The sequence below is a fragment of the Aidingimonas lacisalsi genome, assembly GCF_008079445.1.
Lineage (GTDB): Bacteria > Pseudomonadota > Gammaproteobacteria > Pseudomonadales > Halomonadaceae > Aidingimonas > Aidingimonas lacisalsi.
In genome coordinates, this window is sequence record NZ_VRYH01000002.1 from 18459 (window position 1) to 42141 (window position 23683).

At 58.2% G+C, this 23683-nt stretch carries 24 protein-coding genes; 10 read left to right on the top strand and 14 right to left on the bottom strand.

Features of this window, described 5'->3' with window-relative positions; genetic code table 11:
- Window positions 1–13 precede the first annotated feature (13 nt).
- The 4 genes from speA to FVV99_RS03345 form a co-directional block, all read right to left on the bottom strand.
- Window positions 14–1915, bottom strand: coding sequence for a biosynthetic arginine decarboxylase (gene speA, locus FVV99_RS03330; RefSeq protein WP_148252638.1), 1902 nt, complete (start codon window positions 1913–1915; stop codon window positions 14–16).
- Entirely contained in the window at window positions 1912–2874 is a 963-nt protein-coding gene (locus FVV99_RS03335) for a homoserine kinase (protein WP_148252639.1), read from the bottom strand. The genes speA and FVV99_RS03335 overlap by 4 nt, the downstream gene beginning before the upstream one ends.
- Window positions 2875–2995: 121 nt before the next feature.
- Complete coding sequence (locus FVV99_RS03340) at window positions 2996–3271, bottom strand: DUF2782 domain-containing protein (protein ID WP_148252640.1); 276 nt, start codon at window positions 3269–3271, stop codon at window positions 2996–2998.
- A gap of 61 nt (window positions 3272–3332) precedes the next feature.
- Window positions 3333–4526, bottom strand: a complete 1194-nt coding sequence (locus FVV99_RS03345) for an MFS transporter (RefSeq protein ID WP_148252641.1) — start codon at window positions 4524–4526, stop codon at window positions 3333–3335.
- A 135-nt stretch (window positions 4527–4661) separates the two neighbouring features.
- On the opposite strand from FVV99_RS03345, the gene polA reads away from it, so the two are divergent.
- The gene (gene polA / locus FVV99_RS03350) at window positions 4662–7427 is read left to right on the top strand and encodes a DNA polymerase I (protein ID WP_148252642.1); all 2766 of its coding nucleotides are present in this window, start codon (window positions 4662–4664) and stop codon (window positions 7425–7427) included.
- A 76-nt stretch (window positions 7428–7503) separates the two neighbouring features.
- Here the strand turns inward: polA and FVV99_RS03355 are convergent, their stop codons facing one another.
- Entirely contained in the window at window positions 7504–8532 is a 1029-nt protein-coding gene (locus tag FVV99_RS03355; protein ID WP_148252643.1) for a Fe(3+) ABC transporter substrate-binding protein, read from the bottom strand.
- A gap of 104 nt (window positions 8533–8636) precedes the next feature.
- Window positions 8637–8792, bottom strand: coding sequence for a hypothetical protein (locus FVV99_RS18500; protein WP_161598952.1), 156 nt, complete (start codon window positions 8790–8792; stop codon window positions 8637–8639).
- Between FVV99_RS18500 and FVV99_RS03360 the strand changes: the two genes are divergently transcribed.
- The gene (locus FVV99_RS03360) at window positions 8782–9966 is read left to right on the top strand and encodes an ABC transporter ATP-binding protein (RefSeq protein ID WP_407921330.1); all 1185 of its coding nucleotides are present in this window, start codon (window positions 8782–8784) and stop codon (window positions 9964–9966) included. The two genes, FVV99_RS18500 and FVV99_RS03360, sit on opposite strands and share 11 nt — an antisense overlap.
- Here the strand turns inward: FVV99_RS03360 and FVV99_RS03365 are convergent.
- Window positions 9865–11565: an ABC transporter permease gene (locus FVV99_RS03365; protein WP_148252644.1), complete on the bottom strand. Its 1701-nt coding sequence runs from the start codon at window positions 11563–11565 to the stop codon at window positions 9865–9867. The genes FVV99_RS03360 and FVV99_RS03365 overlap by 102 nt on opposite strands.
- A 326-nt stretch (window positions 11566–11891) precedes the next feature.
- On the opposite strand from FVV99_RS03365, the gene FVV99_RS03370 reads away from it, so the two are divergent.
- On the top strand, window positions 11892–13964 hold the full coding sequence (locus FVV99_RS03370; protein ID WP_236645281.1) for a tRNA(Met) cytidine acetyltransferase TmcA: 2073 nt from the start codon (window positions 11892–11894) through the stop codon (window positions 13962–13964).
- 45 nt (window positions 13965–14009) lie between these two features.
- Complete coding sequence (locus tag FVV99_RS03375) at window positions 14010–15485, top strand: aminoacyl-histidine dipeptidase (protein ID WP_148252646.1); 1476 nt, start codon at window positions 14010–14012, stop codon at window positions 15483–15485.
- Here FVV99_RS03375 and FVV99_RS03380 read toward each other — a convergent pair.
- The 3 genes from FVV99_RS03380 to FVV99_RS03390 form a co-directional block, all read right to left on the bottom strand.
- Window positions 15482–15838 carry a hypothetical protein gene (locus tag FVV99_RS03380; protein ID WP_148252647.1) on the bottom strand — a complete coding sequence of 119 codons (357 nt, stop codon included), beginning with the start codon at window positions 15836–15838 and terminating at the stop codon, window positions 15482–15484. The genes FVV99_RS03375 and FVV99_RS03380 overlap by 4 nt on opposite strands.
- 248 nt (window positions 15839–16086) lie before the next feature.
- On the bottom strand, window positions 16087–16563 hold the full coding sequence (locus FVV99_RS03385; protein ID WP_148252648.1) for a Dps family protein: 477 nt from the start codon (window positions 16561–16563) through the stop codon (window positions 16087–16089).
- Between the two features lie 146 nt (window positions 16564–16709).
- Window positions 16710–17843, bottom strand: coding sequence for a glycerate kinase (locus FVV99_RS03390; RefSeq protein ID WP_148252649.1), 1134 nt, complete (start codon window positions 17841–17843; stop codon window positions 16710–16712).
- Between the two features lie 148 nt (window positions 17844–17991).
- Between FVV99_RS03390 and FVV99_RS03395 the strand changes: the two genes are divergently transcribed.
- Entirely contained in the window at window positions 17992–18534 is a 543-nt protein-coding gene (locus tag FVV99_RS03395) for a hypothetical protein (RefSeq protein WP_148252650.1), read from the top strand.
- Entirely contained in the window at window positions 18531–18890 is a 360-nt protein-coding gene (locus tag FVV99_RS03400; protein ID WP_148252651.1) for a hypothetical protein, read from the top strand. The genes FVV99_RS03395 and FVV99_RS03400 overlap by 4 nt, the downstream gene beginning before the upstream one ends.
- 7 nt (window positions 18891–18897) lie before the next feature.
- On the opposite strand, the gene FVV99_RS03405 is transcribed toward FVV99_RS03400, so the two are convergent.
- Window positions 18898–19317, bottom strand: a complete 420-nt coding sequence (locus FVV99_RS03405; RefSeq protein WP_148252652.1) for an HIT domain-containing protein — start codon at window positions 19315–19317, stop codon at window positions 18898–18900.
- A gap of 126 nt (window positions 19318–19443) precedes the next feature.
- On the opposite strand from FVV99_RS03405, the gene FVV99_RS03410 reads away from it, so the two are divergent.
- From FVV99_RS03410 to FVV99_RS03425, 4 genes are all read left to right on the top strand, one after another.
- Window positions 19444–20196, top strand: coding sequence for a sulfite exporter TauE/SafE family protein (locus tag FVV99_RS03410; RefSeq protein WP_148252653.1), 753 nt, complete (start codon window positions 19444–19446; stop codon window positions 20194–20196).
- An 86-nt stretch (window positions 20197–20282) separates the two neighbouring features.
- Window positions 20283–20411, top strand: coding sequence for an entericidin A/B family lipoprotein (locus FVV99_RS03415; RefSeq protein WP_148252654.1), 129 nt, complete (start codon window positions 20283–20285; stop codon window positions 20409–20411).
- A 96-nt stretch (window positions 20412–20507) separates the two neighbouring features.
- On the top strand, window positions 20508–20639 hold the full coding sequence (locus tag FVV99_RS03420) for an entericidin A/B family lipoprotein (protein ID WP_148252655.1): 132 nt from the start codon (window positions 20508–20510) through the stop codon (window positions 20637–20639).
- A gap of 106 nt (window positions 20640–20745) precedes the next feature.
- Window positions 20746–21084 carry an I78 family peptidase inhibitor gene (locus FVV99_RS03425; RefSeq protein ID WP_236645282.1) on the top strand — a complete coding sequence of 113 codons (339 nt, stop codon included), beginning with the start codon at window positions 20746–20748 and terminating at the stop codon, window positions 21082–21084.
- A gap of 1 nt (window position 21085) precedes the next feature.
- Here the strand turns inward: FVV99_RS03425 and FVV99_RS03430 are convergent, their stop codons facing one another.
- From FVV99_RS03430 to FVV99_RS03440, 3 genes are read right to left on the bottom strand one after another with little or no spacing between them, the layout of a single operon-like run.
- Window positions 21086–22090, bottom strand: a complete 1005-nt coding sequence (locus FVV99_RS03430; protein WP_148252656.1) for an ion transporter — start codon at window positions 22088–22090, stop codon at window positions 21086–21088.
- Between the two features lie 28 nt (window positions 22091–22118).
- On the bottom strand, window positions 22119–23108 hold the full coding sequence (locus FVV99_RS03435) for an MDR family NADP-dependent oxidoreductase (RefSeq protein WP_148252657.1): 990 nt from the start codon (window positions 23106–23108) through the stop codon (window positions 22119–22121).
- A gap of 9 nt (window positions 23109–23117) precedes the next feature.
- Entirely contained in the window at window positions 23118–23606 is a 489-nt protein-coding gene (locus FVV99_RS03440; RefSeq protein WP_148253154.1) for an acyl-CoA thioesterase, read from the bottom strand.
- Between the last annotated feature and the right edge of the window lie 77 nt (window positions 23607–23683).

Sequence of the window (23683 nt, forward strand, 5' to 3'; positions counted from 1 at the left end):
GGATACGTCGTGCTCACTCCAGGTAAGTATAGCCTTCCAGACCGGCGGACAGGTCACTCAGGAATTGGCTTTTCTCGTCGTCGGAAAGCTGGCTGGCCGCTAGCTGTGACGCCAATCGCTCACGCAGGACCTCAGCATCGAAATTCACGTAGTCAAGGACATCGCTGACGGTGTCACCGTGAATCTGGTGCGAGAGATGCCACTGACCGTCGGCATCCATGGCTGCATCCACTGAATCCGTGTCGCCGAACAGGTTGTGTAAGTCGCCGAGTATTTCCTGGTAGGCGCCTACCAGAAAGAATCCTAGCAACTTTTCTTCGTCATGTTGCCAGTCGGGTAGGGGGAGCGTGGATTCGACGCCTTGCCCATCGACATATTGGTCGATGCGGCCGTCCGAGTCACAGGTGAGGTCCTGGATCGTGCCACGACGAGTCAGAGACCGATCCAAACCGGTGAGTGGCAGCACCGGAAATATTTGCTTGATTCCCCAGACGTCAGGCATCGATTGGAAAAGCGAGAAATTGACGAAAAGCTTGTCTGCCAATTTCTCATCGAGCTCGTCGATGACCTCTCGATGGGCACGGTTACGATGATCGAGCCGTGACCGCAAAAGCTCGCAGGCTGCGAAATAGACCCCTTCCCCCTCGGCGCGGGCAGCGAGGTTGGCTAGACCCATGACATAACGTTCCTGCAACTCGCTGAGTGCCTGAACCAAGTCGTGATAGGCTTCGAGTAAACCACGCGAGCCCGACGAACAGGCCAATCCCCGATGGACCCGCCACAGCTCGTCGACCTGGGGATCCCCTGTGACACGTGGTGTCGGTGCCTGTACGTCGATACGTTCTTCACTGATCACATTAGTAATCAAGACGGCATGGTGTGCCGTCAGAGCCCGACCGGATTCGCTGATCACGTGAGGGTACGGCAGGTTGGCATCATCGCAGATTTGCCGAAAAGCCGAGACTACCTTGCTGGCATACTCATTCATTGAGTAATTGGTCGAGCACTCGCTGCGTGAGCTGGTTCCCTCGTAATCGACCCCTAAGCCACCGCCGACGTCGATGGTGTCGACATCGGCGCCCAGTTCTCGCAAGCTCTGGTAGAAGCGCGCGCATTCACGCAACCCTTGTTGGATATCACGAATATTGGCAATCTGCGATCCAAGATGGAAGTGTAGCAACTGCAGGCTTGTCAGAAAGCCTGTCTCGCGGAGTCGGTCGATAACGCCAAGTATCTGGACAGCGGTCAGACCGAACTTGGATTTCTCGCCCCCGGTGTTCTGCCATTTTCCTTTGCCGACAGAGGCCAGTCTCGCTCTGAGGCCGATACGAGGTGTGACGTTCAAGCGTTTGGCTTCTGCAAGGATGAGCTCGAGCTCGGAAAATTTCTCCACGACGAGATAGACCCGGTGACCGAGTTTTTCACCCAGCAGTGCCAGCCGGATGTATTCACTATCCTTATAGCCATTGCAGACAATAAGTGACGAGCTGCCATCTGATAAAGCCAGAACGGCGAGCAATTCGGGTTTACTGCCGGCTTCCAGCCCCACACGGTCTCGGTCGCGTTCCTGGGTAGCCAGAATTTCCTCGACGACACGGCGCTGCTGATTGACCTTGATGGGGTACACGGCGGAGTACCCGCCATCATAGCCCTCTTGCGTCATGGCGTTATCGAAAGCGGCGCATAGTTGTGCGACGCGGTCGTGCAGGATGTCGGTGAAACGGACCAATATCGGTAGGCGCAGACCGGTGGCCCGGATCTGGTCGGCAAGTTCATCAAGTGGTAACGCTGGAGCGTTGGTATCGCTACCTAGCGGCCTGACGAGCGCATGGCCGCTTTCATCGACGTCAAAATAGCCACTGCCCCATTGATCGATATTGTAGATGCGACGGGCTCTAGCAGCGGGTGTGGTCATGCCGGGCTCCGGACCGGTAGAGGGAGAGCGCCATGATCAAGGTGTGCCTGAAGGATGGTGCGAAATCGCTGTGGATCATGTGGCGTCAAATCATGGGCCGGAGGGTCGACATAGATGACCAGCAAGCGAGATAACCAGTAGCGTAAAGCCGTCATGCGCAACATTATCGGCCAGGCATCGCGTTCGGCATCCGTCAGTGGGCGCTTGGTCTGGTAGGCAGCCAGAATGGCGTCATGCCGCGCTTTGTCGAGATAGCCGTTGGCATCACTCGCCCAATCGTTGATGACGATCGCCAAGTCGAAGAGCAAATCACCGGTGCAACCATTGTAGAAATCGATAATTCCGCCTAAACGGTTGCCCTCGAAGAGTGTGTTGTCGCGAAAGAGGTCGCCATGCAAGGCGCCCCGGGGCAGATCTGGCGCATCGCCGAAATAGCTTTGATAGGCATCGACCTCATCCGCCATCAAAGCCTGATCGCCGGGAGACAGGTAAACGAGGACGCGGTGATGCATGGCCACCAGCCAATGGAGGTCGCGTGGATTGGGACGATGGCCATCGAAGTAACGCGATACGGCATGCATATGTCCCAAGGTATAGCCCAGCGAGCGGCACTGATCCAGGTCCGGGGCTGTCGGTGAGGTGCCAGGGAGCCGTGGGAACAGGAGCGCAGGCTTACCAGCCAGGCTTTGCAGGGCCACCCCTTGTCGGTCATGCACGGGGCCGGGCACCGGCAGGCGATGATCAGCCAGGTAATCGAGCAGGTCGACGAAGAAAGGGAGTTCCTCATGATCGCCCTGTTCGAATAGTGTCAGGACACAATCACGTTGATCGGTGGTAACGAAATAGGTGGTGTTTTCGGTACCACTGGCGACCCCTTGCAGGTGCTTCAGTGAACCGGCGTCGAAACGTGCTAGAAATTCGACGACTTGAGTTTCGCTCAGCGGAGTGAATACAGCCATGTGTCTCTCGCCAGGAGTTTGCTAAGCGGCATATTGTACCGTCTTGGCCGAGCGATGCACGATCCTCTTTAGCACAATGGCAGAATGGTGAAAGGTCATGAATGAGTGAGTGGGGCGGTCGTTAATCCTCGTCTTGCAGCCAATCGGGAATACCGGGCTGGCCGCTTGCCTCGCGTTCAAAGTCGCCGTCACCGTCATGATCGATCAATGTATACGCTGTTCCTTCATCAGGGCGGACCTCTATGGCGTACAGTTGACCTTGGTAGCGGTATTCGCGAATCACACGATCATCTTCCTGACGCTCGGTGATGTCCGGTTCTTGAGCCGATACCAGGCCTGGACCAGCAATGAAAGCCGTAGTACCGACAACGGCGATCAGGGATTTGATGCCACGCATGGCAACCTCCTGCCAGGAAGCTGTGGTGAGTCGGTGTACGTATGACAACGTTCCGGGGATATTACTTCATCTGACGGCCAATGTCGGCAAGTGGGCGTTGAGCCAGGCTCCAGCCGATCATGATGAAGGCGAACATGCCAGTCAGTATTAACAGAAAGTGGGCGCCCAAGTCGATGGCGATCCCTAGAATCGCCGGTGCTATCCCCGTGGAAAAGACCATGCAGGCGCTAAGAGTGGCGCGTAAGCGTCCCAGGTGTTCCGCGCCCCACAGGCGGATGAGGACACTGGTGGCAATCGCCTCCTGCATCCCCATCCCTAGGCCACCGCCAACCATCAGTGCCCAGATACTGATATCACCACCCAGCACGATGGCGACAAGCATCGCCAGGGTATAGGGAATCAGATACAGTCGAGCGACCCGTGCCGGGCCTAGCTTGTCGACCCAGCGACCGCCAAGCAACGCTCCCGGCAACTTGGCGATCCCCATGCCAGCCAGCGCCAGGGCATAGGTGGATAAGGACGCGCCCAGGTCGGCCGTCATCTGCGCCTGGTAGATAAACAGGCCCGTCATCGTGATAGGCAGCGCCAACAGCAGCGGCAATATCTGCCAGAAGCGACGTTCGCGAAACGGGCTCGGGCCTTCTCGTCGTTTCTGCCGGTTCGGTCTGGCGCCGGGGGCGGCGGGCCAGGGACCACGCAACAGTAGGGGAATCCACAGGCATAGCAACACGATGCCGAACATCCACCAGATGAGGCGCCAATCGAACCAGATCAGTAACGTGGCAACGAGAGTGGGAAGGGCGATTTCTCCCAAGGGGATCCCCAAATTGACCAGTCCCAGGGCACGCCCCCGATTGTGGGTGAACTCTCGTCCTGCCAGGGTATTGCCCAGATGCGTCATCATGCCCTGTCCACAGAACCGAACCAGGCCTAGCGCAAGAAGCCCCACAACCCACCAAGGGGATAGTGTCAATACCAGGACACCGATCGCCATGGCGGTCAACGTGGTCAATGCGAAGCGACGAGGAGGTATCCAGTCGATGCTGGGACCGATACGGAGCATGGCGAAGCCAGCGCATAGTGTCACGATCGCGTAGGCAGTGCCGAACTGGCCTGCACTGAAACCTAGATGGTCGGAAATCGGCGCCTGAAACAGACCCACAAAATAGCTCTGCCCCAGGCTCGAGGAAAACAGGGCCAGGAAGGCGATGCTAAGCAGTCTCGTATGGTCACGCAGGAGGCTTCGATACCCCATATGTCTCCCCGTCGGACTCCGTTCCCAGTGACAATAGAAGGGATATTTTATCAGGCTTGGCCGCTTCGTGCCTGACGAGACACAGTCGACTGCGTATCATGGTTTACATTGCCGCACATAAGGAAAGGTAACGCCATGGCCGATAGTCCCATTGTCCTCGTCGACGGTTCCTCCTATTTGTATCGGGCTTTCCATGCCTTACCGCCACTGACTGCTTCCAATGGGCAGCCCACCGGGGCAGTGAAGGGGGTGTTGAGCATGCTCAAGAGCCTGCTCAAGGCGTACCCCGACAGCCCCATGGCCGTTGTTTTCGATGCGAAAGGAAAGACCTTTCGTGACGAACTGTTCGAGGAGTACAAGGCGAACCGGCCACCCATGCCCGATGACCTCAAAGCGCAAGTCGATCCATTGCATGCATGCGTCCAGGCACTGGGGTTGCCATTGCTCTGTATTGAAGGCGTAGAAGCCGACGACGTCATAGGCACGCTGGCTCGTCACGCCACCGAGGCGGGTCGTGATGCTGTCATTTCCACCGGTGACAAGGACATGGCGCAACTGGTCAATGACCACATTACGCTAGTGAATACCATGAAGAATGAGACGCTGGATGTCGCCGGTGTGGAACAGAAGTTCGGTTTACCACCGTCGTTGATTATCGACTTTCTGGCCTTGATGGGCGATAAAGTCGATAACATTCCCGGCGTGCCTGGGGTGGGTGAGAAAACGGCCTTGGCTTTGTTACAGGGTATCGGTGGTCTGGAAACCCTGTATAACGAACTCGACAGTATACCGACCCTCAGTGTTCGGGGTGCCAAGACGCTTCCCAAGAAGCTCGAGTCACATCGTGACCAGGCATTCCTCTCTTATCGGCTGGCTACCATCAGAACCGATTGCGAGTTGCCTGTCGGCCTTGATGATCTTGACCTGGCCAGTCCGGACCGCGAGCGCCTGCTGGAACTATACCGCGAGCTGGAATTCAAGAACTGGCTGGCCGAATTGCTGGAAGGCCAGGACGAAGGCGTCGACGACATCGCAGGAGGGCGAACCGTAGGCGACGCGGCGACTGATGAAAGTGATGTCGTGGCGCGTAGCGAACGCCACGACAGCGTCGTTCTCTCGCAGAGCGAATTCGATACCTGGGTCGAGCGACTGCGCAATAGCCAGGCATTCTGTTTTGACCTGGAAACGACCAGTCTCGATTACATGAATGCCGAAATCGTGGGAATCGGGTTGGCCATCGACCGTAGCGAGACGGCTTATATCCCCGTCGCTCATGACTACTTGGATGCGCCTGCCCAGCTCGACCGTCAGCAAGTCCTCGACGCTCTCAAACCGCTGTGGGAAGACGAAGCCAAGGGCAAGATAGGCCAGAATCTCAAGTATGACATCTCGGTGCTGGCCAACTATGACATTCGGGTAACGGGTGCACTGGACGATACCATGCTCGAATCCTATGTGCTTGATTCCACGGCAACGCGCCATGACATGAACTCGCTGGCACTGAAATATCTTGGTGAGACGACGATCCATTTCGAGGATATCGCCGGCAAAGGTGCCAAACAGCTGACATTCAATCAGATCGACCTTGAGCAAGCGGTCCCCTATGCATGCGAAGATGTCGATATCACCTTGCGTTTGCATCACGAACTTCGCCCCAGAGTGGAGGCCGAAGGGCGGCTTGCCGATGTGCTGGATACGCTCGAGCGCCCTCTGATTACGGTGCTTTCCCGGGTGGAACGTAATGGCGTGGCGCTCGACACGAAGCGCCTGGATACGCAAAGTCAGGAACTGGCAGAACGTATTCGTGAACTGGAAAAGCGTGCCTTCGAATTGGCTGGACGAGAGTTCAATCTGGGGTCGCCCAAGCAACTTGGCCAGATTCTTTTCGACGAACTGAAGATTCCGGTGATCAAGAAAACCCCCAAGGGGGCGCCATCCACCGCTGAAGCCGTACTCGAAGAACTGGCGCTGGATTACCCCTTGCCGAAGCTGATCATGGAACACCGAGGGTTATCCAAACTCAAGTCGACATATACCGATAAACTCCCTCAGTTGGTCCACAAGCATACAGGGCGGTTGCACACCAGTTACCATCAGGCCGTCACCGCAACCGGTCGTCTGTCCTCCAGCGATCCCAATCTACAGAACATTCCCGTGCGTACCGACGAGGGGCGCAAGATTCGTCAGGCGTTTGTCGCTCGACCCGGTTACCGCATCGTGGCGGCCGATTACTCTCAGATCGAGTTGCGGATCATGGCTCATCTATCTGAAGATCCCGGGTTGCTCGATGCCTTTGCCAATAATCGCGATATCCACGCGGCGACCGCTGCCGAGGTGTTCGGTATCGAGAGAGACAAGGTGTCTAGCGATCAGCGTCGCAGCGCCAAGGCCATCAACTTCGGTTTGATCTATGGCATGAGTGCCTGGGGTTTATCTCGACAACTCCACATAGAGCGCAATCAAGCAAAAACGTACATTGATCGTTACTTCGATCGCTATCCGGGGGTGGCTCGCTATATGGAACGCATTCGTTCCCAGGCGGCCGAGGATGGCTTTGTCGAAACGGTCTTTGGTCGCAGACTCTATCTGCCTGAGATCAAGGCACAGAACCATGCACGTCGGCAGGCAGCAGAGCGCACCGCCATCAATGCGCCCATGCAAGGTACGGCCGCCGATATCATCAAGCGCGCCATGATTGATGTCGATCACTGGCTGCAGCGATCGAGCTTTGATGCCTGGATGGTGATGCAAGTCCACGATGAGCTTGTGTTCGAAGTGCGTGAGGCCGAGATCGACGACTTCATCGATAACGTCACCGCTCTCATGCGGGATGCTGTCGAACTCAAGGTGCCTTTGATCGTGGAGGCCGAAAGTGGTGTCAATTGGGACGAGGCGCACTGACCTCTATCGAGGCGGCTGTCACGCACAAGCCCGCAGGCATCCGCTGCGGGCTTGCGGGGCGTAGTCGAAGCGTTGCTTAACGCCAGCCAACGCGGTCAAAGATGCGCACGGCTTCCGGGTTGTTCTCGCCGAGGATGCTGATGTTGATGTCATCCTTCTTGAAGTTGCCCCAGGATTCGAGCACCGGGTCTTTCTTGACGCCTTCCACGACCGGGAACTCATTGTTTCCGGACGCGAAAATTTCCTGCGCATCATCGGAAGCCAGGAATTCGAGGAACTCTATTGCGTTTTCCCGGTTGGGTGCGCCTGCGACGACGCCTGCGCCACCGACATTGACGTGGGCTCCGCGGTCTTCCTGATTGGGGAAGATAATGCCCACCTTGCGTGCTGCTTCGCGATCCGAATCGTCGTCGGACTTGAGCAACCTGACATAATAGTAATGATTGGCGACAGCTAGATCGCACTCGCCACTGGCCACCCCGAGGATCTGGTCTGTGTCGCCACCTTCAGGGTCTCGAGCGAAATTGTCGACGACACTCTGGGCCCACTCTTCAGCGTCTTCTGCACCGTGATGGTCGATCATCGAGGCCAACAGGGACTGATTGTAGATGTTGTTGGATGAGCGAATGCAAACGCCACCTTCGAAACGCGGATCGGCCAGGTCTTCGTATCGTTTGATCTCGTTGGGATCGACATTGTCGCGGTTGTAGTAGATGGCACGCACTCGCTGACTGAAGCCGAACCATTGGCCATCCGGGTGCCGCATGGATTCCGGCAGACGCTCATCGAGTTCAGCGGACTCGATATCCTGGAAAATTCCTTCCTGTTCCGCACGCCAGAGACGGCCTGCATCGACGGTCATCATGACGTCTGCAGGGCTTGCTTCGCCTTCACGTGTGATGCGCTCGATCAGTTGGTCGGAATCGCCTTCGAGGATGTTGACCTCGATTCCGGTACGCTCGGTAAACGCATCATAGAGTGCTTGATCCGAATCGTAATGGCGTGCCGAATAGAGGTTGAGCTCGTCTGCTGACGCTTGAGTTGCAAAGGCCATGCTTGCCAATAGCGCAGAGAGAGGAATAGCCAGGCGGTAGTTGTTGAGCATCTTGGGCCTCGTTGTTAAGTGGCGGTGCATCAAGCGATGCTGTGTCAAAGAATAATAATAATTCACATTACGGCACTGTATTGAACACTCTCGCCCTAGGCCCGTCAACTCTCTTCCCAGGCGCCGCGGTGACGACGACGCTCACTGCCTCGACAAACAACGAAAACGAAGCCGGATTGACTCGTATTCACATTGCTGGCGCGATACCATGCCCACTGCAGTGCACCGACCAGCAACGTGGCCTCCTTGATGAATCGCATTTCCCCTTCCACCGAACAGCATCGAACGATTTCCTCATCCGTCCGTGTCCTGTCGATGCAAGGCATCCGCCACGTTTTCGGAAACCTCGCCGCCGTCAGCGATGTCAGCCTGGATGTCCATGCGGGTGAAGTCGTCTGCTTGCTGGGGCCTTCGGGCTGCGGTAAAACGACATTGCTGCGCATTGCTGCGGGCCTGGAGGCGGTTCAGCAGGGAGCAGTGGCCATCCATGGTCGAACGGTGGCGGTATCCGGTGAGGGATCCCTTCCGCCAGAGAAACGTAATGTCGGGCTGGCCTTCCAGGATTCCGCCTTGTTCCCTCACCTCAAGGTCCTCGAGAATGTGACGTTCGGCATCAAGTCACAGCCAGCGGCGCAACGACGCAAGCGAGCCATGGATCTGCTTGAGCAGTTGGGGATGGCACCATACGCCATGGCATACCCCCATACGTTATCCGGCGGGCAACAACAGCGAGTGGCATTGGCCCGCGCGTTGGCTCCGGAACCGCAAGTCATGCTGCTGGATGAACCGTTTTCCAGTCTGGACGCGCGGCTGCGGGACCGCATTCGAGACGATACCCTGCATGTACTCAAGCGTGCGGGCGCCGGCACCTTGCTGGTGACTCATGATCCGGAAGAGGCGATGTTCATGGCCGATCGCATCGCGTTGATGCGTGATGGATGGATCGTTCAGTTCGGTACGCCACGAGAGCTCTATTGCTATCCACGAGATCCTTTCGTCGTCACCTTTTTCGGTGACGTCAACGAGGTATACGGTCGCGTGCAGGGCAGTGTCGTACAGACCCCGTTGGGCGCCGTGGATGCGGGCGACCTGCCTGAAGGAACCCGGGCGCAGGTGTTGATCCGACCGGAAGCGTTACACGTTACCGAGTTGAATGAGTCACCCACCACTCACCAGTATAGTCATGTGATCATGGCCAAATTGCTGGGTCGCAGCAGCTTGCTGCACATCTGTGCACATGGCCAGGATGGCCAGGAAGCTCACCTGCATGCCCGAGTCCCGGGCGTGTTCCTGCCGGTTGAAGGCCAACCTGTCACGATTCGGCTCGATCCTTCACAAGTCTTCGTGTTTCCCGTTGTCCCCCGGACGCGAATGGCGCATGGCGATACTCAAGAGGATCACCGGGAGTATGCCTACAGCGACGATGGTCAGTGACGACGTCGCCGCCTCGGCAAGACGCTCGTCCGATGCAAGGTTATGGGCACGCACCGCTAGGGTATCAAAATTGAAGGGACGCAGAATGATAGTGGCAGGCAGTTCCTTCATGACATCCACGAAGACCAGGATACCGGCGGCAAGCAGGCTGCCCCGCATGATCGGTGCGTGCACTCGGCGTAATGTACCGCCAGCCGTTTGCCCGAGGGTGCGTGCCGCAGCGTCCATGGCGGGCGTGACCTTGCCCAGACTGGCTTCCACGGCATTGAATGAGACAGCCAGGAAACGTACGACGTATGCATAGATGAGAATGAACGCAGAGCCACTGAATATCAGGCCGACCAGCATATCGAAATGCGTGCGTGCCCAGGTGTTGATCTGGCTGTCCAGCCAGGCAAAGGGAATGAGAATACCGACGGCGATGACGGACCCCGGGATAGCGTAGCCGATGGCAGCGATGCGGGTCGCCGTTCGGGTGACCCTGTTGGCATTGAGCCGGGTGCCATAACTGAGTAGCACAGCGAGTCCCACGGCGATGATTGCGGCGAGGGCGGCCAGAATCAGGCTATTGCCAGCGTATTCGAGGAAATTGGCACTCAACCGGGTGTCACCCTGTTGGAAGGCGAGGTGGCCAAGCAGTGCGCAGGGGATCAGAAAGCCGATTGTAACGGGTAGCGCGCAGACAATGACGGCACTCCACGCACGTATCCCTTGCAACGGGAACTGCGGGAGTTGCTGGTAACGACTGGAAGTATGGAAGTACTGGCGTTTGCCTCGCGACCAGCGCTCCAGCAACACGAACACGATGACGAAAGCCAGCAAACAGGCGGCTAATTGAGCGGCCGCAACTTGTTCCCCGAGACCGAACCAGGTGCGATAAATACCGGTGGTGAACGTATCGACGCCGAAGAACTGAACGGCACCGAATTCGTTGAGTGTTTCCATGAGCGCCAGCGACACACCGCCGACGATGGCGGGGCGAGCCAGTGGCACGGCAATCCCGGCGAATAAGCGCCATGGCCCTCGTCCCAGTGTGCGTCCTACATCCAGAACACATACGGATTGTTCGAGAAAGGCGGCCCTGGCAAGCATATAGACATAAGGGTAAAGAACCAGTGTGATCAGTGTGGCAGCCCCACCCAAGGAGCGTATGCTGGGGAAATAGTAGTCAGCTTGGCTCCAGCCGAATGCCTCTCGCAGCCAGGTCTGCAACGGGCCGGCATATTGCAGGAAATCCGTATAGGCATAGGCAATGACGTAAGTGGGCACGGCCAGGGGCAGAAGCAGTGCCCATTCGAATAGTCGACGTCCTGGAAAACGGCACATGACGACCAGCCAGGCGGTCCCCGTACCGATCACGAAGGTACCTACACCAACCGTCACGACCAGGAACAGCGTGTTTGTGATGTAGCGCCCCAGCACGGTGGTGGCCAAGTGATGCCATATATCCCCCGAAGGGACCACAATATGGGCCAGGATGATCAAGATCGGTAGTGCCACGATAGCAGCAATGACGAGGGTCAGGGCGGTCCAGGGAGCCGTTGACGACACTCGTCGTCTTGCTGTCGACGTCAAGCCGCTATTGTCACTACGAGGCAAGCAAATGCTCCTTGTCAGTAGTATGGCCGGCAAGCGGTCACAGGCGTCATGATAACGGGGATTCGATAATATCAGGTCGTCTCCCCATCTTCAGCCCTGCAGGTCATGGTGAGCGATGCGGGAATGTCGGGCCAATGGATACATGGTGGCACGACCATGACGGCTGACGAAAAACACTGACCACGGTGACAGAAACATCAATGAACTCATCGCCTCCCATACACTCACGCACTGCGATCCGTGATCTGCTGTACTGGGCAGAGACACTGAGAGCCCGGCGTTGGCGGGGTATCGTGTGGGTGACTGGTAACGCTGAGACGTGTCGCATGAGAGCACGTCAACTATGGCATGCAGGAGACTGGCAAGCCCCATTATGGCTATCGACATCGGCTCCTGACGGGATCGCGCCTGATACCTGGCTGCCACCTGCCAAGGCGCGTACCCGGCTCGGCGGTGAGCAAGGGCTGGTTGTGGTGGATGCCGTGGGGCCGCATGAAGGTTTTGACCCTGAAGCATTCGGCGCGCTCGTGGGTGGCATAGCTGCTGGCGGTTTGCTGGTTTTGATGACCCCCGAAGATTGGGGCGCGCGCCCCGATGCCGATTACCGTCGACTGGCCGACTACCCGAAGGCGCCGGAGCAGCTTTCCGTACGCTATCTGCAACGCTTGTTCCGCCAACTATCGATGGCGGAAACGCTGGCTCACTGGCCGACCAGCGCTTCGGTCTCAGTGCCACGTCTGCTACCTGGGCCGGGGGCGCAGGCACCTTGCGACGATCCGGATTGTCTCACTCGGGATCAGGCGGTGGCGGTGCAGCGACTGGTACGGCTTCGCCGCCGGCGCCCGGTCGTGATCACGGCCGATCGTGGTCGTGGCAAGACCGCCGCTTTGGGCATCGCCTGTGCGCGATGGTTGACGGCGGGAGAACGCGAAATTTGGGTAACGGCACCTCGTGCCAGCGCTGTTGAAACCTTGTTCGAGCGGTTGGAAACGCTGTGTCCGGCAGGCCGGCGTCGGGGGAATGTGTTCACCGTATCCATCGACGACGAAGAACGACACGTACGATTTTCGGCTCCGGATGCGCTGGCTTCGCTGGATGATGACACCGCGGTGGGAGGGCGAGGCAGCATATTGCTGGTCGATGAAGCGGCCGCCATACCCGCGCCGTTGCTGGCTCGCTGGCTGAGTTGCTTCCCTCGCATTGCTTTTGCCACTACCGTGCATGGCTATGAAGGGTCGGGCCGTGGCTTCGCGCTGCGCTTTCGCGACCGTCTTGACCGTATGACACCCGCATGGCGGGCTTGCCATCTGGCTGAGCCGGTTCGCTGGGCCCCTGGCGATCCCCTGGAAGCTCTGACGGCCGAGTTGCTGATGCTGGATGCCGAGCCGCCGGATATCCTCGGCGAGGACACGGAGTCTTTGATACCGGTGCGTTGGGCGCGCGAGAGCCTGGCTCGACAGGAGCATTGTCTGCGAGAACTGTTCGGGCTGCTGGTGCAGGCTCACTATCGCACTCAGCCCAGTGATTTGCGTCGTTTGCTCGACGGTCCCGATGTGTCCATTGCTGGATTGCAGGCCTCGGGTTCACCGAGGGCCGTGGTCGTCACGATGGACGAAGGTGGCTTCGATAGCTCGCTGGCCGAGCAAGTCGCCTTGGGTAAACGACGCCCTCAGGGCCATTTACTGGCACAGTCGCTAGCGGCGCATGCTGGTTCCCGGCAAGCATTGACCTCCCGGGTGCGTCGATTATGGCGGGTCGCCGTGCATGAGCGCTATCGGCGCCGTGGTTTGGGGACACAGTTGCTGGAGGGTGAGCTGGCTCGTGCATGCGCAGAGGATATTGACCTGCTGGGAGCCAGTTTTGGCGCTGAACCGGGTCTCATTGCGTTCTGGCAACGCCAGGGATTTCGTGCTGTACGTGTAGGGTTAAGGCGTGAGGCATCCAGTGGTGAGCATGCCCTGATGGTCGTTCGTGGTACCAGCCCGGCGGGCGAGGCACTGGTTGTCGATCTGGGAGAGCGCTTTCAAACGCTGTTGCCTATGCTTCTGGCTTTCGAGCTGCGGACACTGGAGCCGCTCGTGGGTGCCGCCCTGATGGGTGATGATGACGCTGGCGAACTGTCTTCCCAGGCGTGGCGCGATGTCGATGATGTCGTCTCGGGCCATCGAGAACCGGCGCTGGTACGCCCGTCGCTGCAAGCCTTGACCAAGCTGGGCTTGTGTCGGGACGCTCCGCTGGATAATGATGCTTGGTTACTGGTCGCGTCGTTGTTTCAAGGGCGTGACGATAGCTGGCTGGCAAGTAGGTTGAACTTGTCTGGTCAGAAACAGGTGAGGCAATGGCTGCGTGATGCACTGGGTCGCTGGCGTTCCTGGGCGGGTGAAGGCGAACGGTTATGACCGGTGCCAGTGACAAAGGATAGCGAACCGGAGCGAGGCGATCCCATGAATGACCATCTCGAACAACTTGAGCCACAGCCGTTGTGGCGGCACTTTCGAACTCTGTGCAATACGCCTCGTCCATCGGGGCATGAAGAGGCACTCGTGTCTCGACTGCAAACGTGGGCCGATGAGCACCAACTTTTCCATGATCGTGACGCATTCGGCAACCTGAGAATTCGCAAACCGGCCACTCCTGGCCATGAGTCGGCGCCGGGTGTCATCCTTCAGGGCCATGTGGACATGGTCGCCGAAGCCAATGCTGGCTATGACCACGACTTTACTCGTGATCCGATCGATACTCATGTCGTCGATGGTTGGTTGCGGGCTCGTCAGACTACCCTGGGTGCCGATAATGGATTGGGTGTTGCGGCGGCACTGGCCATTCTCGAAGATGAGACGCTGGCGCATGGACCGCTCGAAGCGCTGTTCACGCTGCAGGAGGAAACCTCTATGGGTGGCGCTCTTGCGCTCGACGAGAACTGGCTCGAAGGGCAGGTGTTGCTCAACCTGGATTCCGAAGATCGCGGTCAAGTGTTCATTGGTTGTGCCGGCGGTGCCGATGTTGTGGTAGAAGCCGATCTGCCGACCCGTCCCGTGGCAGATGGGGAATCAGTCATGACATTGTCGGTCACCAGTCTGCGGGGTGGGCATTCCGGCATCGACATCCATAAGGGGCTGGGCAATGCCAATCGTCTTCTGGTACGCGCGTTACGCCGCCTGCGTGACTATGATGTGCGGCTGATCGATTATCGTGGCGGGGGCTTGCGCAATGCGCTACCCAGGGAAGCCTTTGCCTCCGTGGCGATACCGACGACTGAGGTCGACGCCGCATCCTCAGTGATTGACGCGGTGCAGGCGGAACTGCGTGCTGAGCTGCAGGGTATCGACGATGGCGTGACACTTTCTCTGACGCCGGCTGACTTGGCAGCGACCGAAATGGAGGCGTTGACCCTGACGGCCTGTCAGCATTTGGTCAATGCTCTGCATGCAGCGCCTTGCGGTGTAGAACGCATGAGTACCGATGTACCGGACGTCGTGGAAACGTCGAATAACCTAGGCGTAGTCAGCCTGGCCAATGGTCGCTTTCGCCTCTGTGCGCTGGTGCGCTCACTACGCGATAGCGCAACCAACGACATGGCCGACCGTTTTGATGCACTGTTTGCCTTGATCGGTGCCAATGCCCGGGTCGAGAATGCCTACCCCGGCTGGACCCCCGTTCCCGAGAGTCCACTGGTGGCACGCTTCCAGCGCTTGCACCGCAATGCCTTGGGAAGCGAGGCCGAGGCAAAGGTGATCCATGCCGGGTTGGAGTGCGGGATCCTCGGCGGCAAATATCCTCACTTGTCGATGTTGTCGTTCGGACCGCAGATCCGTGGCGCGCACTCGCCGGATGAGCGTGTCGAACTGGCGTCGGTGACTGAGTTCTGGATGCTCTTGCGTGCCATGGTCGAAGATCTGGCCACCTCTGATCGTGACTAGTCCACTCGTACCGTGACGACCGGGAAGCCACCGACCGTGACCAGTGGCACGCTGATTGACTGTCGATAGCGATGGTTGCTGCGCCGTGGTGGACCAGCGCGGTAGCGATGCTTGTGAGCCGGTCGATGGGAGTGCCCGTGGCGCTGGGCCTTGTAAAAGCGCTTCTTAGCCTTGTGGTGCCACTTGCTCCCATGATGGCTCACCTCATGATCGTGATGATGGGTGTGGTAGTGAGAGCTATTGCGGCGGTCATGATCGGCGAACGCCGATGTCGTGGCAACGAACGGTAGACATAGCAGTGCGCTCAGCAGCAAGCAGCGAAACCAGGATGTCTTGAGCCTGCAGTGTTGCATGGGAAACCTCCGTCATGATCGGGAGGACAGTCGGTGACTGCCGTTCCCCTAACCCGAAGTATATCGGGACTGACGGTGGCTGGTAGGGGGCGGTGGCCGAGTGCGCACGACTTCCGCGATAGCTGCACAATGTGTCGCAGGATGGTGACGATACGCCGTCATGATAACGCCGCCTCAAGAGCGGCGTTCAAGCATGCCAGCAGTCGTCTGGAGCTAGCGTGCAGGAGAAGGTTGCCTGTCCAGCGGCGTTATTGGCTCAAATAGGCGCCCAGCATCCATACGGTCTTTTCCTGCTCGCGGATATAGTCGCCAACTTGTGCAGCTGTTCCCTCATCATCGGCATCAGAGGCCAGCGAGAGAATTTCGCGCTGTAAGTCGATCAGTGTCTGATAGCCTGTGAGGATGCCGCGCACGCACTCTTCGCCATCGCTGACATTCCTGATTTCTTCGATTTGGGCGATTCGGACATAATCGCTATAGGCATGAACTGGCTGGGCACCCAAGGTCAGAATGCGTTCAGCGACTTCATCGACCTTTAGCAACAGGTCAGTGTAGAACTCCTCGAACTTGGTATGCAGCTCGAAGAAATTGGGTCCCTTGACGTTCCAGTGATAGCCGCGAACGTTCATGTAGAAGACCTGGTAGTTGGCGAGAAGTTCATTGAGCTTCTCTGCCAGACGGTTGGCACTGTCGGCATCCAGACCGATAGCATTCGTATCGCTCATGGGGTGTCTCCTTGATCCGGGATCGTTTGCACTCAGGATTCTACGCACGCGATGTGACAATGCGTTAGCAAAGTCTTGCGATAGCGGCTATAGACCTTGCCAATCGATGCGCTGAATTTAGTATGTGCCGGTGCTTCCACCGTTTTTCAAGCGTAGGCAGCGAGCAGTCGGATCAGACTCTCGCTGCGCTCGCTAAGCAGTTGAGAGCAGCGGTCCAGGGCGTCCTGTAACGATATTGGACCATCAGCGAGAGCAAATGCGGCAGTGACTCCATGGTCGTAAGCGGCTGGCCATCCTGTGCCCAGGCGACCGGCGAGCACCACGGTAGGTATGCTGTGTTGAGCTGCCTTGCGTGCGATACCGATGGGTGTCTTGCCTGCTAGGCTCTGTCCGTCGAGTTGACCCTCTCCGGTGATTACCAGGTCAGCATCGTCGAGCAAGGTATCGAAGCCGACCTGGTCCATCACCAATTCGATGCCAGGACGTAAACGGGCATTGAGGAAAGCACTAGCAGCGAAGCCCATGCCACCAGCCGCACCGGCACCGGGGCGCTGACTATGATTCTCCCCGAGTTGCCTGGCGGCGAGTTGCGCAAAATGGCCAAGGGCGGCATCCAGTCGTTCGACATCAGCCATGCTGGCGCCCTTCTGGGGGCCGAAGATAGCGCTTGCACCATGGTCGCCGAGCAGTGGGTTATCGACATCGACGGCCGTTTCCACGTCGATATCCGCCAAGCGTGGATCGAGGCCCGAAAGGTCGAGCGTTTCCAACTGGGCCAGGGACACACCGTCCGGGGGTAGTTCACGGCCATGTGCATCCTGTAGCTTGGCACCCAGGGCGGCAAGCATTCCAGCGCCTGCATCATTGGTGGCACTGCCACCCAGGGTCAGTAGCAACCGTTTGGCTCCTGCATCCAGTGCCGCCAGTATCAGTTCCCCCACGCCCAACGTCGTGCTGTGCAACGCGGTGCGCTCGTCCTGCGCCAGATGCTGCAGTCCACTCGCTTCGGCCAACTCGATGAAAGCGGTCCGGTGTGCGGCCAGCCACCCCCAGGAGGCGTTGCGCATGCGCCCCAAGGCATCATGAACTTTGAGCGTCTTACGTTCAGCTCCCGTGGCAGCAAGTAGAGCATCGAGGGTTCCTTCGCCGCCATCCCCCATCGGGCATTCACGGCAATGCGCATTGGGGAGTCCGCGTTTTACACCTTGTGAGATCGCTGCAGCGGCATCGCGGGCACTCAGGGCATCCTTGTAACTATCGGGAGCGATGAGGATATTCATGGGCATCTCTTGAAAGTCGAAAGATCAGGTGACGACATAGGATAACCAGCTTAGCGTCCTTGTACCTCCGTCCGAAAGCCGGCTCGTCAGTTGTGGTATCCATCGGTCAGTCCACTTACACTGCCATGAAGACCATGAGGAGTGAGTCATGCGGACGCCTCTATTACTGCTACTGTGCCTGTCATTGGCCGGATGTGCGACCGGCCCGGTGTTGATGCCGGAGTCGACTGTTCGCCCCGCGGCTACGTGTCAGTGGGAATTGGTCGTTGATGACAACACCGAGATGTTGCGTCGTGTTGCCTCGGCGCTGGAAACCGAAGGCTTTGCGTTACTCAATACGGAAGCGGAACTGGGGCTTGTCAGTGCCGAAAGACGTCGTTCGATGCCAGGATACCGGGACCTTTATGCGCCTCGCTCATCGATCGGTCTGTTCGGTGGTTATGGTGGTCGAGGGCGCCTTGCCAGTGGGTTCTCGCTGGGGTTTAGCCACTATATAGGGCCGGATCCAGAGCGTGTGGAACGCGTGTCGGTAGTGATTGCGCGTGGTGAGGGACGAATCTCACGCGCGATTCATGTGGTGGATGCCGATGGTCATGTCCGTCAGTCGCGGTCTGCCAGCGATGACGCCTTCTGCCGTTCGCTTCGCGATACGCTTGCCCGGCAACCGGTTCGGGAGGAGGGAGCATCATGAGATGGATTGCCCTCTGGTTAGCCTTGTCGTTGGCCTTGGCGGGGTGTGTCACCTCTCCTGAGCCGGAACAGCCTCGCACACAGGTCATGTCGGTCGTCCCCGATGAGGCACTACGGGAAGCGGCCACCATGCTAGCCGAGCAAGGTTACGTGATTCGTTACGCGGATGTGGATCTGGGACGTATCGATGCCGAGCGACTGGGCCGGCCACCTTACCGGTTACGGCTCGAGATCACCGAGCAGGCCCAGGGGGCCCTCGTCTCTTTCAGTGGCCGACAAGGGGCGCGGCCGATCGATCCGGCCAGTTTCGATCCATTGCTCGCCGAACTGCGAGCGCGACTGGAGCTGTCTCCCTGACTCCCGATTAGATCGATGAGGTATCGAGTAACGTGAGTAGGCGCTCATGCATCCTCGTGAGTTCGGTCTCATCATAAGGGGTGGGGTCGCCGTGGCCCCATACCGGGCCTGGCCAGGCCTGATCTCCCCGGCGTCTGACAATGGCGTGGACATGCAATTGCGCCACCATATTGCCTAAGCTGGCTAGATTGAGCTTGTCGCCTCCCAACGAGATCATCATGGCTTGTCCCAGAGTGGTTGCCTCTCGCCAGAGCTGGGCCTGATCCTGCTCATCGAGCTCGTAGACTTCCTGAACGTCGGCGCGGCGCGGTATCAACACAAGCCAAGGAAACCGGACATCATTCATGAGCCTGACGTGGCATAGCGACAGATCGGTAATTTCAATACTGTCACGGAGAAGACGAGCATCGTATTCAATAGTTGACATGACGACTCCTGCTGGCTGGAAGCGTGCCCATCTTCGCATAGAATGATGCCGGTTCGCTGAGGGATTGTCTTGACCGCCGCCGTTGGGCACGGGTTGCCTGCATGGCTTGCCGTTGAAGGGAGATGCATGGATACATCGATCATGGAAGGGCTGGCGCTGGTCGGCATCGGGAGTGTCGCAGGGTTCATCAACGTGTTGTCGGCGGGGGGCTCGATGATGACGTTGCCGCTACTCATGTTTCTCGGCTTACCGCCCCAGGTTGCCAATGGCACCAACCGTGTTGCGATCGTGTTGCAGAGTGTGTCTGCCGTAGGTAGCTTCCTGCGGGTCGGCGCCAGCCATATTGGCATGAGTCTACGGCTGTCCGTACCGGCCGTCATGGGGGCATTACTTGGGGCCTGGCTGGCCCTGCAAGTGTCCGAGGCGTTTTTCGAGGCGCTGTTGATCGTCGTGATGGCTGGGTGCTCGCTGATGCTGCTACTGCCTCAGCGCCGGGTCGATACGCAGACTTTGACTGTTGACCGTCTGACGCCTGCCGTCTATGTGGCCATGTTCCTGATCGGTGTGTATGGCGGCTTCATTCAGGTGGGTGTCGGCGTTCTGTTCATTGCGGTGCTCTACCGTATGCTCAAGATCGACCTGGCTCAGGTCAACGTGTTCAAGGTACTGATTATCCTGGTTTATACCCTGCCGGCGTTGGGCTTGTTTCTTTATTACGACCAGGTGCGTTGGGGATATGGCCTGTTGTTGGCCGTGGGCAGCATGAGCGGGGCTTGGTTGGGCGTGAAGGTCAATATGGGACCTCGTGGCGCCGCTTGGGTCAAAGGTCTCACTCTGGTGATGATTGTCGTCATCATGCTGCGGTTACTGATGGCGTGAGGGTTCCACTGCGAAGAAACGTCTTGCCGGGCATGAAACCGTGCTAAATTAACCAATGATCGGTGGCTACATGGAGGAGTCTCACAATGAAACGAGGGTGCTTGGCAATGCTGCTCGTCTTCCTTTTGGTGGTGGTGGCCGGATGTAACACCATGAGGGGCTTGGGCGAAGACATTGAAGAAGGTGGTGAAGCCGTGCAACGTGCTTCGGATTGAAGGGTAGCTGGTTCCCCTGGTGTGCAAGCCTCATGATGGGCTGCTAGGGTGTATAGGGTGCAATATCCCGTTGCTCGTGTTAAGGAGGACATTCCCATGAAAAAGACCGTGGCCCTGACGTTTGCCTTGCTGATGTCGACCAGTCTGTTGGCTGGATGTAACACTCTGGAAGGCGCCGGTGAAGACATCGAGCGTGGTGGCGAAGAGGTGCAGGAGGCGGCAGAGTGATTGCCGGTACACGCTGACCATCATGGCTCATCGATGAGCGGGCTTGCGGGCCCGCTCATTGCGTAAGAGAGGAGCTTGACCCGTCATCAGGTAAGGACATATGGATATGAGAACGCTACGAACGATGTTGCTGGTCACCCTGAGTTCGACGCTGATTGCCTGTGGCGGTTCCCGGGCCACGTCGTCTCCTGAGCCTGACGATGCTCCGCCACCGCCCCAGGTGAGCGACAGCGGGCAGCATGATCCATGTGGTGCCGCACCGGTTCAGGATCGGGTCGGGCGACAGTTCAGCGATGCGCTCGAACGGGCCATCGCCGAGGAAAGTGACGCTGAGCGAGTCCGCGTGTTGCGCCCCGGTGAGGCGGCGACCCTGGATCATCGTCCCGATCGTCTCAATATTCGCCTCGATGACGACAACGCCATCGTCGATATTGCGTGTGGTTGAGTCACTCGTAGCGCGTTTTCCATTGTTGTTGCGCCACCTGATCTTTCAGGACATCAATGATATCGAGCAGTACTTGTTCGGTAATACGATCGGTATGTGCATCGACGTGTAGCCAGGCGTCGAAGCCACTGTCAGCGAATTTCTCCACGAGTGTGTCGAACTCCGGTGAACGCAGGCCGTCCACGGCTTCATCGACGAGTCGGCAAGCGATGTCGCTCAGGCTGCTATCCAGCGTCCGGGCGACTTGATCTCCCAGTGGCAAGCGCTTCAGACGCTGGATTTCTCGGCTGTCTTCCAGTGTTTTGCCCACCAGAGCACTGACGTAACGCATCATGTCGGTTCGGTTGCGGGTATAGGCACTGCCGACGGTCTCTTCCAGCCGGCGACTGATTTCATGAATCAGTTGCTGCTTGCGCGGCATCACGACATCGTTGGCGATGCGGCGAGAGAGCGAGTCGCTCCCCCGTATCTGATCCTGTACGCTGCCCAACAGGCGTATGGCGATGCGGTCCGACAACTCCTCCATCAGTATCTCGTAATATTTGGCAACGACGCTGTATAAGTACCAGCCTCGCACATCGATCAGATTCAGCCGTTGCAGGCGATAAAGCAAAGAGATCACGCGAAGTATGCGCAATAGCCGGAAACCGCTGAGCGGAATGCACCCCAGCACGTCATACCAGTGCACGAAAGGGTAGAAGAACCAGCGATGATAGCGACGTTCGACAATGGCAGCCGCCCAACCGATCAGGACATCGATGATGAAGATCGTGACGAATGCCAGGTCGATAGTCAGGAAATTGGCGTGTACATGGCGATCATAGGTTGCATACAGCGTTGGAGCGACGACTTCAAAGGCAGTATTGACAGGCGGCAGCAGGAACAGACTATCGAAAAGCAGCAACCCCAGATTGGCAATGACCAGTACGATGATGATCAGATCCCAGGCCAGGTGCAATTGCTCCTGTAGCCGGTGCAACGGGCGGGGCGTGGATGTGCGTGGCATGGCGTCTCCTTGTGCCGAGACCTTCAACCTAGAGGGCGACCAAACGCTTGCCCAGATTATCGCCGGCCAGCAGGCCCACCAAGGCGCCGGGGACCGCTGCCAGTCCCCCATGTACGATATCGAGTCGCCAGTGTAACCTGCCATTTGTGACCGTGGGCATCATCTCGTCAAGGAATCTAGGAAAATGAGCCTCATGATTCGGGCTGACGAACGGGATGATCGCGACGCCACGTTCACTCAGTCGACTGATATTCGCGGGTGCGTTGCGTGGTTGCGCTTGCTGGTATTGGCTGATCAGGCCACAGAGCACGACGCGGCCTCCGGGACGCATCTGTTCAATGGCCGTTGCGAACGCCTCGCCTCCCACATTTTCGAAGTCCAGTGTCAGGCCCTCGGGAACGGCTTGCTGCAGTCGCGAGGCGAAGTCGGGCGCATGGTGATCGAGGACCGTCGAAAAACCGATGCTCTGTAACCAGTCATGTTTGTCTTTCCGCCCGGCGGTGACGATGACGCGAGCGCCTGTGTCACGTGCTAGCTGAGCGGCGATGGAGCCGACTGCACCGGCAGCCGCACTGACCAGCACGGTATCTCCGGGGCCCGATCGTGCCAAATACGACATGCCTAACCAGGCAGTGAATCCCGTCATTCCCAGTGGGTGCAGCCAACTCAAGGGGGGATCACCGGGAGGAGCATGGCGCAGCCCCGTCCCTTCATGAGCGATCACTTCCTGCATCGGCAGATGGCCGACGGCCCAATCGCCGGGACTCCAGTCCGGTAAGCAGCTGGCGATGACTTCGGCAATGCCGTAACCGGAGAGGAGACTATCGCGGCCCCAGCGGGAAATATAATCGTACCCGCTGGGCTGCATTCGGGTACGCATGTAAGGGTCGACGCTGATGTAGCGCAGTTGAAGCTGTAAGGGCGCCTGGTCGGCCCGAGGGGCATCGGTCTCGATCAGCGCGAAATGCTCCGCGCTCAACGGACCGGACGGTCGTCGGCGTAAGCGCAGCTGTTGCATGCGTGTTGCCTAGTCGGTCGTCTTGTCATGCAAGGTGTCCGGACGATGGGCGCTGTCGTGTCGTGCCTGCTCCTCTTCGGCCTGCTTGCGGAGTTCCTTGCGTAGCGCGGCTTTCTCGAAACGGAGCTGCTGCAGCGGTGTTTCCAGATGCAATGGCGGCACCTCGGCGGGATTCCCCGACTCATCGATAGCCACCATGGTCAGGTAGCAACTGTTAGTGTGACGGATCAGCTTGTTCTGTATGTCTTCGGCGACGACCTTGATGCCGACTTCCATGGATGAGCGCCCCACATGATTGACGGAAGCCAGGAAGGTAACCAGCTCACCGACATGAATGGGCTGCTTGAACAAGACCTGATCGACGGACAGTGTCACCACATAATGTCCGGAGTATCGGCTGGCACACGCATAGGCCACCTCGTCGAGCTTCTTGAGAATGGCACCGCCATGGACCTTGCCACTGAAATTGGCCAGATCGGGGGTCATCAATACCGTCATGGATAACTCGTGCTGGCGGGGCAGGTCATCGTTGGGCACGGTCAGGTCTCCTCTTCTTGGATGTCAATGCCGCCAGC